The organism is uncultured Cedecea sp., from assembly GCF_947498825.1.
Classification (GTDB): Bacteria; Pseudomonadota; Gammaproteobacteria; order Enterobacterales; family Enterobacteriaceae; genus JGM124.
Genome location: NZ_CANMLV010000008.1, coordinates 109276 through 121695 on the forward strand (window position 1 = coordinate 109276; position 12420 = coordinate 121695).

The following is a 12420-nucleotide window of genomic DNA, read 5'->3' on the forward strand; positions in this document are numbered from 1 at the left end:
GAATTCGCGCCATCATAACGCAAGACACGCCGTAACTTTAACGACGTTTATTTGCACAAATCCATTGACAAAAGAAGGCTAACGGGGCATATTCCTCGGCCTTTGAATTGTCTACAAGAAATATTTGGGAGTAGGACCTTGGCTAATATCAAATCAGCTAAGAAACGTGCTGTACAGTCTGAAAAGGCTCGTAAGCACAACGCTAGCCGTCGCTCTATGATGCGTACTTTCATCAAGAAAGTATACGCAGCGATTGCAACTGGCGATAAAGCTGCTGCACAAAACGCATTTAACGAAATGCAACCAATCGTGGATCGTCAGGCTAGCAAAGGTCTGATCCACAAAAACAAAGCTGCGCGCCATAAGGCTAACCTGACTGCGCAAATCAACAAACTGGCTTAATCCCCCGTCTGTTGTTGCTTTGAAAGAAACCGGCTTCGGCCGGTTTTTTTATGCCTGAGAGATTGACCTTCTCACCGCAACCAGATCCTGGAAATACAGGCCTCATTCTTTGCTAAAAACAGGACAGCTCTTTACCTGATTTCTGACAGTTAAAGCTGATAGGATGAACAATCACCTTGGATAGCCAGGGATACAGGTTGGTTTAATAGCAACCTTCAGGGAGAAAATCATGTTAAAAAAAACAGCTATTATTTCTTCTTTATTCTTTTTTCTATCAGGCTGTAACACCGCAGGCAATACCCGGCTGACAAGTCCCATTACCCCGCTGACCTACCAGACGGGAAGCTCAGTATTTGTCTTAAAAAAAGACTGTGTCACTGAGGTATCAAGTCGTAATCAGGGTCATAACGTTTTTTTTAATATAAAAAAAAGCCCTGATTGCTCAATGCAATTTGAAGATTTTTTTAGACGTAATGTGGGTAAATATGTTGATATTCGTTTTAATGATGTCGCTATTATGAATAAAACCAAAATAATTACTCCGCTGACATTTGAAAATGGCTTTTCTCAATATGTGGTTCTTAGAGCGAATACTGATAAGATAATAAAATACTACAAATGATAAGGAATGAACCTGTGCGTTCCTTTTATTCGACCATGAATATAAAAACCGCAACGCACAGGTTATTTTATTAGAAATTGACTCTAATATTTTGTCCTATAGAATGACTTTTAAAGCGAATTCTGTCTATACCCTAAATAATTCAAGTTGCTTGTAGGCGCAGAGTCAATCCTGGCGATGAGCATAGATAAACTATGTGATTCGCCAGGATTGACGAAGGTAACGCCCAAGCAACTTGAAGTATGACGGGTATATACCTGCACCGTCATTATCGGTGATTTGATACGATCCTGGGCCTAATGTATTCACCCGTTTCATTTGAGTGCTAGTAGCATACTCTATTTCCACATCAAAAGACGATGGTGCCTGCGAATCCGTATCAAAACTGACGGTGTAACGGTCCATACCTGAGTGACCTCGAAGGTTCACCCACGGTCCCCAAGTTAGTGGTGGTGCCCAGGCTTGTGCTGATGGCATAATTCGTTCCTTATTAGTTAAGTCGCAGTCCGTAGCGACAAACTCAATACGCCACAAAAAATGATATATTTATATAGCCGAAATAGTATTCAGGAGTTTTCTCACATTATTATTTCTTCAAAAAAAGAGACTTTTTAAAAGCCAAACTACCTGTTGTATAACGGACAGATAAGGGAATTAAAGAAAATCAGATACATCAACACACTCTTAAAAAATACTTTTTGAGTTCAGAGCATTTTATTATTTATGATATTTCTCCATGAAATTATCTGCTATGAAAAAGCGTAGCGTAGTCATGATTACAGATCCGTTGCACTGCCGAATGCTGGATCATTCGCTCAGCAAAAATCGCATGGTACTCTTCCATCACGTTTTCAAGACGTCCTAATTCAACCGTATTCTCGTTATTACCACTATTCGATATATAACTTGTTGGTGCAACAAAAATAGCGGAATGCATTTCCCCAAAGGCCTTCATCAGCGCCGCATCATCAAACTCACCTAATACTTCAACCTGTAATCCTTGTGTCTGGATCCAGTTAAGCAGTTTGCGCCCGAGCATTGAACGCCGACCGGGGATCAATAACCGACGATGTTCCAGACAGGCAGGAAATGGCGCTTCCGGTAGTGGTTTCTTACACCAAAAACTGATACCACACTCGCCTATCTTGACCGAAAAGAGTCCCTCTTGTTGCGTCGAATCGATGGGGCAGTCTGAAATAATCATATCCAGTTTATGCTGGCTAAGCTGTTCGAGCAGCATTTCATGGGTCGATTCATAACAGCGCAGATGGATTTGCTCATCTTCAACCACAGCCACATTTAAAATCTCGCTAATTAACCGTTTTGAAAGCGCATCGGCTACACCCACTTCAAACAATGTGCCAGACTCTTTGCGATAGTTCACAATATCCAGCATTTCCTGGCTCAGGGTAAACATACGGTCAGCATAGCGAAAAACTAATTGCCCCAGTTCAGAAGGTACAAGTCCGCGTCCCTGCCGACGAAACAATTTTCCCTGTAAGCGTGCTTCGAGAATTTTAATCTGCCCCGTAAGGGTTTGTGGCGCAAGATGCAGTACTTCAGCAGCACCTGCGACCGATCCTTCTTTGCAGATATGCCAGAAATAATACAGGTGATTGTAATTAATTAACGACATTCGCCACGCCTCTTAATAGCAGCACCGTTATCGGATACTTGACCCGATAACGGTGGCGAAGATTATCCGAGAAGTTTAAAGCGCGCTTTTAGCATATTGTAGCCGATGACAGCTGACAGCAATGACCCCAGCAGAATACCCAGTTTAGCCAGCGTGATCATCTCAGCATGCATTTCATCGAAGGCTAATGACGTAATAAAAATCGACATCGTAAAGCCAATTCCGCACAGCACACCAATAGCCATAATATCGCTGAATCTTGTGCCTACAGGTAAGGATGCTAACTTAAGTTTCAGTGCCAGCCAGCAGAATAAGCTGATCCCCAGCGGCTTACCGATTAACAGTCCGGCCATGATACCAAGCGGCAAATAGGAAGTCAGTGATCCCAGAGAAACACCTGACAGCACCACGCCAGCATTGGCAAAGGCAAACAGCGGCAGGATCAGAAAAGCGACCCAGGGATGCAGGACATGTTCCAGTTCTTGTGAAGGTGAGCGTCCATTATGCTCTTTTAGCGGAATAAAGAAGCCCAGAATGACCCCTGCCAGCGTGGCATGTACGCCTGACTTTAATACCGCTGTCCATAAGATGACGCCAACCAGGATATAGAGACCGGTTCGTCGTACATTGAAAATATTCAGCAAGGCCAGTATCGCAATCGCTGCAGCGGCGACGCCAAGGGAGAGCATGGAAAGTGAGCTGGTATAAAACAGGGCAATGATGATAATCGCTCCGAGATCATCAATAATCGCCAGTGCCATCAGAAAAACCTTCAAGGCAACCGGGACCCGGTTTCCCAGCAAGGCCAGAATCCCTAAGGCAAAAGCAATATCTGTTGCAGTAGGGATAGCCCAGCCTGTGCGAGTTATCGGATCGGCGGCGTTAAACGCCAGATAGATTAACGCAGGTACGACCATGCCTCCCAGTGCGGCAATAACCGGGAAGGCAGCCTGACGACGTGTAGCCAGAGATCCCTGTACCATCTCACGCTTAACTTCCAGACCCACCATCAGGAAAAATATCGCCATTAAGGCATCATTCACCCACAATAAAACGTTTTTACTGATATCCAGCGATCCGATACGGACCTCTACCGGAGTTTCCAAAAATGTCTGGTAGGCTGGGCCAGTCAGATGAAAATTAGCTAAAAACATGGCGAAGATAGCGGCAATAATCAAACAAATACCGCCAGCCGCATCATTCTGGAAAAAGCGTTGTAGAGTTTTCGTCATTTTTTTACTCGATTATCCAACTCATTCATTAGAGGTAAGAAGCTTATTAGCTTGATAGCATAGCGAAAATAACAAATCGCTAAAAGCAGGTTATATTGCAATAATAACTCGTAATAACCGAGCTATTATTGCAGACAGAAAAAAACCTGAGCCACTTACGCAGCTCAGGTTTTTAATAGCAGGTGATTAACGCGTCAAGTCTTCAAAAAACTTCTTCACGCCATCAAAGAAACTCTTTGAACGTGGGCTGTTATGTTCCCCCGCCGGTCCGCCAAAACTTTCTTCAAGTTCACGCAGCAATTTCTTCTGCTTATCGTTCAGATTAACAGGGGTTTCAATATATACCCGGCACATTAAGTCGCCCTGGGCACCACCGCGTACCGATTTCACCCCTTTGCCACGCATTCTGAACAATTTGCCCGTTTGCGTTTCTGCCGGAATTTTCAGTTTCACACGGCCATCCAGTGTCGGAACTTCGATTTCTCCACCCAATGCCGCCATAGCAAAATTAATCGGTACTTCACAGTGCAGGTCGCTGCCGTCACGCTCGAAAATGGCGTGCTGTTTGACCTGAACCTGAACATATAAATCGCCGGCTGGTGCACCGTTCTCGCCCACTTCACCTTCTCCAGTCAGACGGATACGGTCACCGGTATCAACCCCTGCCGGGATCTTCACAGATAGCGTTTTGTTCTTCTCTACTCGTCCATGCCCATGACAGGTGTTGCAAGGATCTTTAATGATAGTCCCACGGCCCTGACAATGCGGACAGGCCTGTTGTACCGTAAAGAAGCCTTGGCGCATATGTACCTGACCCTGCCCGTGACAGGTTGGACAAGTTTGCGGTTTAGAGCCGGATTTCGCCCCACTTCCGTGGCAAACTTCGCACTCTTCAAGTGTCGGGATACGGATCTCTTTGGTGACGCCACGAACCGCTTCTTCTAACGTTAGCTCCATGTTGTAGCGCAAATCGGCACCACGCGAGGAGCGTTGACGGCGACCACCACCAAAGATGTCACCGAAAACGTCACCAAAGATATCGCCGAAATCAGCACCCTGACCGAAACCGCCGCCCCCCATACCACCCTGCTCGAATGCTGCATGGCCATATTGATCATAAGCCGAACGCTTTTGATCGTCGGTAAGAATTTCATAAGCTTCTTTCACTTCACGAAATTTTTCTTCCGCCTCTTTATCATCCGGATTACGATCCGGGTGATACTTCATAGCCAGACGCTTATACGCCTTTTTAATTTCACGCTCTTCCGCCGATTTAGGAACACCTAAAATCTCGTAGTAATCTCTCTTAGCCATCTCTTATTTTAGTCCTAAATATGCATAAACGGGCGTGGAGGATAAACCTCAACGCCCGTGTCAGGAACTAACCGCTCAGTGGGCGATTATTTTTTGTCTTTAACTTCTTCAAACTCAGCATCAACAACATCGTCGTCTTTACCAGCTTTACCTGCGTCAGAGCCACCTGCTTGCTGTTCAGCATGCTGCTGCTGAGCCAGTTCCATCAGCTTGGCAGAAACTTGTGCCAACTCCTGGATTTTCGCTTCGATGTCTGCTTTATCTTCACCTTTCAGAGAAGTTTCCAGCGCGCTCAGAGCCGCTTCGATAGCAGTTTTGTCGTCAGCAGGCAGTTTGTCACCGGCCTCTTCGACTTGCTTACGGGTGCTGTGCAGTAAGTGATCGCCCTGGTTACGCGTCTGTACCAGCTCTTCAAACTTACGGTCAGCTTCCGCATTCGCTTCCGCGTCACGTACCATTTTTTCGATTTCTTCTTCGTTCAGACCAGAAGAAGCTTTAATGGTAATTTTCTGCTCTTTTCCGCTGTTTTTGTCTTTCGCAGAAACATGCAGAATACCATCAGCATCGATATCGAAGGTAACTTCGATTTGTGGCATGCCGCGTGGTGCTGCCTGAATCCCGTCAAGGTTAAACTGGCCCAGAGATTTGTTATCTGAAGCACGTTTACGCTCACCCTGGATAACATGAATAGTTACCGCAGCCTGGTTATCTTCTGCTGTAGAGAACACCTGGCTATGTTTAGTTGGGATAGTGGTGTTTTTATTAATCAGCGCAGTCATCACTCCGCCCATGGTTTCGATACCCAGAGACAGCGGGGTAACGTCCAGCAGCAGTACGTCTTTAACTTCACCGGTTAATACGCCACCCTGAACAGCAGCACCAACAGCAACAGCTTCGTCTGGGTTAACGTCTTTACGTGGCTCTTTACCAAAGAACTCAGCCACTTTCTTCTGAACCATTGGCATACGAGTCTGGCCACCGACCAGAATCACGTCGTTAATGTCAGAAACTGACAGACCCGCATCTTGCAGCGCAACTTTCAGTGGCGCAATAGAGCGGTTAACCAGATCTTCAACCAGTGATTCCAGTTTCGCACGGGTCACTTTGATGTTCATGTGCTTAGGACCGGTCGCATCCGCCGTGATATACGGCAGGTTAACGTCGGTCTGCTGAGCAGAAGACAGTTCAATCTTCGCTTTCTCAGCGGCTTCTTTCAGGCGTTGCATCGCCAGTGGGTCGTTACGCAGATCGATACCCTGATCTTTTTTGAACTCTTCCACCAGGTAATTGATCATACGGCTATCGAAGTCTTCACCACCCAGGTGGGTATCACCGTTGGTTGCCAGAACTTCAAAGGTTTTTTCGCCATCAACTTCGTCGATTTCGATAATAGAGATATCGAAAGTACCACCACCCAAGTCATAAACGGCGATAGTGCGGTTACCCACTTCTTTATCCAGGCCGTAAGCCAGAGCAGCAGCGGTTGGTTCGTTGATGATACGTTTTACTTCCAGACCTGCGATACGGCCAGCATCTTTTGTTGCCTGACGCTGTGCATCGTTAAAATACGCAGGAACTGTGATAACAGCTTCAGTTACTGGCTCACCCAGGTAATCTTCTGCTGTTTTCTTCATTTTTTTCAATACTTCAGCAGAAACCTGAGGTGGGGCCATTTTCTGACCTTTAACATCAATCCAGGCATCGCCGTTATCAGCGCCAATGATTGTGTACGGCATGATAGCTTCGTCACGCTGGACTTCTTCGTCCTGGAAACGACGGCCAATCAGACGCTTGATTGCAAAAAGTGTATTTTGCGGGTTAGTCACTGCCTGACGTTTTGCCGGTTGACCCACCAGAATTTCACCGTCCTGGGTGTAAGCAATAATAGAAGGAGTGGTGCGGTCACCCTCGGCATTCTCCAGAACGCGAGCAGTAGTCCCATCCATAATCGCGACACATGAGTTAGTTGTTCCCAGGTCGATACCAATAATTTTACCCATCTGAACGGTCTCCACTAAAATTCGTCATTATTAGGTTGTGAACCTGTTATGTGGGCAAATGTATTCATTTCAACTGCCCGAAGCGTTTTTTTTCAAGTCCGACAACACGGTTGCATAGAAGATGGGGTCACACTGCCCCTCATCAAGGGGTAAGATGAAAAAAATTTTATTCTTTCCCCTCTTTAGATCATAGACGGCAACCCTCTGCCTGCTTATTATGCCGCGCCCCGATCCCGGATAGTCGGGAAACGGCTAATCACTTATTATTGCATTTCAGATAACTTTTTAGAGGAATTATGGGTAACACTAAGTTGGCCAACCCCGCTCCCCTGGGCCTGATGGGCTTTGGGATGACCACAATTTTGCTCAATCTGCACAATGCCGGTTTTTTTGATCTTGATGTTCTGATTATGGCGATGGGTATTTTCTTTGGTGGCATCGCACAGATTTTTGCAGGTCTTCTGGAATATAAAAAAGGGAATACTTTCGGTTTAACCGCCTTTACCTCTTACGGTGCATTCTGGCTGACCTTGGTCGCCATCTGGCTGTTACCTAAAATGGGAGCGGGTGCACCAGCTGATACCTATTTCATGGGGGCCTATCTGGCCTTATGGGGTATCTTTACTCTGTTTATGTTCTTTGGCACGCTCAAAGGTCCACGCATGCTGCAATTCGTTTTCGGCAGCCTGACGGTGCTGTTCACTCTGCTCGCTATCGCTCACTTTGTCGGTAATGAAAGCATTACCCATATTGCAGGCTGGGTGGGAATCATCTGTGGCGCCAGCGCAATCTATCTGGCAATGGGAGAAGTGCTTAACGAACAGTTTGGTCGCACTGTCCTGCCAATAGGCGAAAAAAAGTAATAATGCATTAAAAAACGGGGGAAACATTTGTTTCCCCCGTTTTTTTAGGTCAAGGATGACTGCGAAGCAAGTTTATTCTGCGCAGTATTCTCGTGGTTTATATCTTTATGTAGCAAGATACCGATGACCAGCCCCACACATCCCAGAGCCAGTACATACCATGCGGGTGCCAGCGGAGAGACTTTCATCAACAGCGTCACCACTATTGGTGTCAGACCACCAAAAATAGCATAAGCGACGTTGTAGGAAAAAGAGAGCCCGGTAAAGCGGATTTCCGCAGGAAAAGCGCGCACCATAACGTAAGGCACGGCCCCAACAATTCCGACACTGAATCCCGCCATCCCGTAAAGAACAAACAGATGTTCCGGATATACAGAAACCAAGTGGTAAAACATCCAGCTACAAATACAAAGCAGTATACTGCCGACAATAAAGGTTTTACTGGCACCAAAACGATCGGCAGCCAGACCGTAGAGAATACATCCCACTGATAACAGAACAATGGCGATACTGTTCGCCTGCAGCGTAAGAGCCGGGGCTATTTTAAGTTGTGTTTGCAGCCATACCGGCGCCATCAGGATAACGACAACGATACCTGCGGATAGCAACCAAGTGAGAAACATCGATATTGCGATGGATTTTTTATGGTTAACGACAACAGATTTAAGCGGCAACTCTTCCGCCAATGCTTTTCTTTTCTGCATTTCAACAAAGACAGGTGTCTCTTCCAACCAACGACGCAGATACATAGCAAACAGCCCGAAAATCCCGCCAAGAAAGAACGGAATACGCCAACCGCCATCATGGATAGCTTCTTGGGTCATTGAGGTATTGATAATCGTCGCCACAATGGAGCCAATTAAAATACCAATGGTCAAACCCGCAGTCAGTGTGCCACACGCAATACCAATCCGCTTATAAGGTACATGCTCAGAAACAAAAACCCAGGCTCCAGGCACTTCACCGCCAATAGCTGCTCCCTGTAAGACACGCATTAAAAGCAGCAGTATTGGAGCCATAATGCCTATCGTTTCATAGGTAGGAAGCAAGCCAATCGCCAGCGTCGGCAAAGCCATTAGCAAGATACTTAAAGTAAACATTCTCTTACGGCCGAGCAGGTCACCAAAGTGTGCCATGATAATGCCACCCAGAGGACGCGCCAGATAACCAGCGGCAAAAATACCAAAGGTCTGTAGCTGGCGTAACCACTCAGGAATATCAGGCGGGAAAAAAAGCGCTCCCAGAACAGTGGTAAAAAAAACAAAAATAATAAAATCGTAAAACTCAAGCGCACCACCAAGGGCAGCAAGAGATAACGTTTTATAGTCCTGAGCGTTCAGAGACCTGGCGTGAATTTGAGACATAAGCAACCATGAATTGATGAGAGTATTAAAAAAAATACCTGATATCCGTAAAGAAAAAATTACTATATCAGCAAATCATCAACACTCCACATCAGCCATACTTTATGTTGCTTATTTATTACATTTACTATTTTATTTCACGAATCGCGCTTTTTGGGCGAAAAGAGGCGACAACTTGGTCATTTGTTTCAACATAAGGCCCATCAAGCAACTGTATACAATAAGGTACACTGGCAAAAATACCGGTCACCGTCACTTTACCCTGCTCATCTCTGACCCCTTCCAGGGTTTCTTTAATCGACTTTGGCTGGCCGGGTAAATTGAGGATCAGCGCCTGCTTGCGGATAACGCCCGTTTGTCTGGAAAGAATGGCAGTAGGCACAAAGTTTAGGCTTATCTGGCGCATCTGTTCGCCAAACCCCGGCATAATGCGGTCGGCAATCGCCAGAGTCGCCTCCGGTGTCACATCACGACGTGCAGGTCCGGTTCCTCCGGTCGTGAGCACTAAATGACAAGCCATCTCGTCGACCAGCTCACAAAGCGTTTGCTCAATAATGGATTGCTCATCGGGAATAAGGCGAGTTTCGACTTGAAACGGTGAGGTTAACGCTTGTGCCAACCATTCTTCAAGTGCCGGGATCCCTTTGTCCTGATAGGCACCGCTTGAAGCGCGATCGGAGACAGACACTAATCCAATACGGAGAGTATTCATATTATTTCCACACTATAAGAGAACAGTTAGCTGGAATAATACATCGGGAAAGGCGGGACAAACAGATTAAAACAGCAAAATCGTGACCAGCCTGAGCCGGTCACGTTAAATGATTACAGCAGATCGCCGATCATTTTTTCCAGTTTTTCCTGGTCGATAGCAAACTTACGGATACCGTCCGCCAGTTTGTCTACTGCCATAGGATCCTGGTTATGCTGCCACAGGAACTGGGCTTCAGTGATACGTGCAGGACGCGCTTTTACTTCGCCAGTGTAGCTCAGTTTACGCTCCAGAGTCCCTTCGCTTTCTGACAGCTCTTTCAGCAGTCCAGGTGCTATGGTCAGACGGTCACAGCCAGCCAGTTCGATGATTTCACCGACGTTACGGAAGCTTGCACCCATGACCACAGTCTCATAACCGTGTTCTTTGTAGTACTGGTAGATTTCGCTAACAGAAATCACGCCCGGATCTTCGTTTGCAGCGTACTCTTTCTTGTCGGTATTTGCTTTGTACCAGTCAAGAATACGGCCAACAAATGGAGAGATCAGGAATACGCCCGCTTCAGCACAAGCGCGAGCCTGAGCGAAGGAGAACAGCAGAGTCAGGTTACAGTTAATACCTTCTTTTTCCAGCTGCTCAGCAGCACGGATGCCCTGCCAGGTCGAAGCCAGTTTGATCAGGATACGGTCGTTGCTGATACCGGCATCGTTATACAGTTTGATCAGGTGTTTAGCTTTAGCAATACTGCCTTCAGTGTCATAGGACAGACGCGCGTCAACTTCAGTAGAGATACGACCCGGAACCAGTTTCAGAATTTCCAGACCAATATTCACTGCCAGCTTGTCAGTTGCGTCAATAACTTGTTGAGCACGTGAGCTGCTCTGGCTGCGAGCAAAAGCAATTGCGTCGTCAATCAGTGGGCGGTATTCAGGAATTTGTGCTGCGTTAAGGATAAGTGAAGGGTTAGTTGTTGCGTCTTGCGGTTTGTACAGTTTCATCGCCGCGATATCACCCGTGTCAGCAACCACGGTGGTGAGTTGACGCAGAGCAGTTAATTTATCCGTCATAGTCAGTATTTCTCTTTGAGTCTAGCAGTTAGGGATAGGTAACTAATTATCTATTGATAATATCATGCATTAAGCGAGGCGCAACCGCGATACACCACTCACAGGGCAAAGAGTATAATTCGCGTAGAAACCACGTGTCGCTCAGGCATAACTTCACTAAATGGCGCCGTATTCGCCACAGTCTGCTTAATAACTCTCTGCCAAAAGTCATATCGCTGAATGCTTCCAGCCAATTATCGCTTCAGAATCCCAAAATCATCAATGAAGGCACTAATAAGCAAATTCCCCCCCTGTCTTATCGCAGCGATTGGCCGCCAGAGAGCAAAAATTTGCTAAAGTAGTGGCCCACACAGCGAGGAACAAAGATGTTAATTCTGATTTCACCAGCCAAGACACTGGATTACCAAAGTGATTTAGCGACCCAGCGTTATACACAACCTGAACTGCTGGCGTATTCACAGCAATTAATTGACGTCGCTCGTACCCTCAGCGCGCCACAAATCTCATCGCTTATGGGTGTCAGTGACAAAATTGCTTCGTTAAATGCCTCCCGCTTTCATGACTGGCAGCCCGAATTTACCCCAGAAAATGCCCGTCAGGCGATCCTGGCATTTAAAGGCGATGTCTATACCGGTTTGCAAGCTGAAAGCTTCAGTGAAGCAGATTTTGACTTTGCTCAGCAGCATCTGCGCATGTTATCCGGCCTTTACGGCGTACTGCGTCCGCTGGATTTAATGCAGCCTTACCGTCTGGAAATGGGGATCCGCCTCAATAATCCTGGCGGCAAAGATCTGTATCAATTTTGGAATACGGTTATCACTGACAAGCTTAACCAGGCTCTGGCTGACCAGGGTGATAATATACTGATTAACCTTGCCTCCGATGAATACTTTAAATCCGTTAAGCCCCGCCAGCTGGATGCGGAGATAATCAAACCGGTGTTTCTTGATGAGAAGAACGGTACATTTAAGGTGATCAGTTTCTATGCGAAAAAAGCGCGAGGTCTGATGAGCCGCTATATCATTCAGAATCGCTTAACTCGCCCTGAGCAGCTTAAAGATTTTAATCTTGAAGGATACGCCTTCGATGAATCGGCTTCTCAGCAGAATGAGTGGGTGTTTAAACGCCCTGAGCAATAAAAAACGCCAGTCAGACTGGCGTTTGAGATTATGGACAGGCGGTCAGTTATCAATACTCTGACCGCCCTG

General features: G+C 46.4%; 12 protein-coding genes. 4 read left to right on the forward strand and 8 right to left on the reverse strand.

The features are described from left to right. Positions 1 to 138 precede the first annotated feature (138 nt). Positions 139 to 402, forward strand: a complete 264-nt coding sequence (gene rpsT / locus Q1A40_RS11175; protein ID WP_300000131.1) for a 30S ribosomal protein S20 — start codon at positions 139 to 141, stop codon at positions 400 to 402. 229 nt (positions 403 to 631) lie between these two features. Next, positions 632 to 1024 (forward strand): hypothetical protein, encoded by a 393-nt coding sequence (locus tag Q1A40_RS11180; protein ID WP_300000132.1) that lies wholly within the window; start codon positions 632 to 634, stop codon positions 1022 to 1024. Positions 1025 to 1216: 192 nt separating this feature from the next. Here Q1A40_RS11180 and Q1A40_RS11185 read toward each other — a convergent pair whose 3' ends face one another. The 5 genes from Q1A40_RS11185 to dnaK all read right to left on the reverse strand — a co-directional run bounded on the left by Q1A40_RS11185 (position 1217) and on the right by dnaK (position 7206). Beyond that, positions 1217 to 1501 carry a colicin Z C-terminal domain-related protein gene (locus Q1A40_RS11185; protein ID WP_300000134.1) on the reverse strand — a complete coding sequence of 95 codons (285 nt, stop codon included), beginning with the start codon at positions 1499 to 1501 and terminating at the stop codon, positions 1217 to 1219. Between the two features lie 265 nt (positions 1502 to 1766). Further along, on the reverse strand, positions 1767 to 2660 hold the full coding sequence (gene nhaR / locus Q1A40_RS11190) for a transcriptional activator NhaR (protein WP_300000135.1): 894 nt from the start codon (positions 2658 to 2660) through the stop codon (positions 1767 to 1769). A gap of 62 nt (positions 2661 to 2722) precedes the next feature. Further along, the gene (nhaA, locus tag Q1A40_RS11195; protein WP_300000136.1) at positions 2723 to 3892 is read right to left on the reverse strand and encodes a Na+/H+ antiporter NhaA; all 1170 of its coding nucleotides are present in this window, start codon (positions 3890 to 3892) and stop codon (positions 2723 to 2725) included. A gap of 186 nt (positions 3893 to 4078) precedes the next feature. Next, positions 4079 to 5206: a molecular chaperone DnaJ gene (gene dnaJ, locus Q1A40_RS11200; RefSeq protein WP_300000137.1), complete on the reverse strand. Its 1128-nt coding sequence runs from the start codon at positions 5204 to 5206 to the stop codon at positions 4079 to 4081. A gap of 86 nt (positions 5207 to 5292) precedes the next feature. Next, positions 5293 to 7206, reverse strand: a complete 1914-nt coding sequence (dnaK, locus tag Q1A40_RS11205; RefSeq protein ID WP_300000138.1) for a molecular chaperone DnaK — start codon at positions 7204 to 7206, stop codon at positions 5293 to 5295. Between the two features lie 296 nt (positions 7207 to 7502). Here dnaK and satP point away from each other — a divergent pair, with 296 nt between their 5' ends. Next, a complete protein-coding gene (satP, locus tag Q1A40_RS11210) occupies positions 7503 to 8069 on the forward strand; it encodes an acetate uptake transporter (protein ID WP_300000139.1) in 567 nt (188 codons plus the stop codon). Positions 8070 to 8113: 44 nt separating this feature from the next. Here the strand turns inward: satP and Q1A40_RS11215 are convergent, their stop codons facing one another. The 3 genes from Q1A40_RS11215 to tal form a co-directional block, all read right to left on the reverse strand. Then, the gene (locus Q1A40_RS11215; RefSeq protein WP_300000140.1) at positions 8114 to 9433 is read right to left on the reverse strand and encodes an MFS transporter; all 1320 of its coding nucleotides are present in this window, start codon (positions 9431 to 9433) and stop codon (positions 8114 to 8116) included. Positions 9434 to 9560: 127 nt separating this feature from the next. Then, positions 9561 to 10145: a molybdopterin adenylyltransferase gene (gene mog, locus Q1A40_RS11220; RefSeq protein WP_300000141.1), complete on the reverse strand. Its 585-nt coding sequence runs from the start codon at positions 10143 to 10145 to the stop codon at positions 9561 to 9563. Between the two features lie 113 nt (positions 10146 to 10258). Continuing rightward, positions 10259 to 11212: a transaldolase gene (gene tal, locus Q1A40_RS11225; protein ID WP_300000142.1), complete on the reverse strand. Its 954-nt coding sequence runs from the start codon at positions 11210 to 11212 to the stop codon at positions 10259 to 10261. Positions 11213 to 11577: 365 nt separating this feature from the next. Between tal and yaaA the strand changes: the two genes are divergently transcribed. Beyond that, positions 11578 to 12351, forward strand: a complete 774-nt coding sequence (gene yaaA / locus Q1A40_RS11230; protein WP_300000143.1) for a peroxide stress protein YaaA — start codon at positions 11578 to 11580, stop codon at positions 12349 to 12351. Positions 12352 to 12420 lie beyond the last annotated feature (69 nt).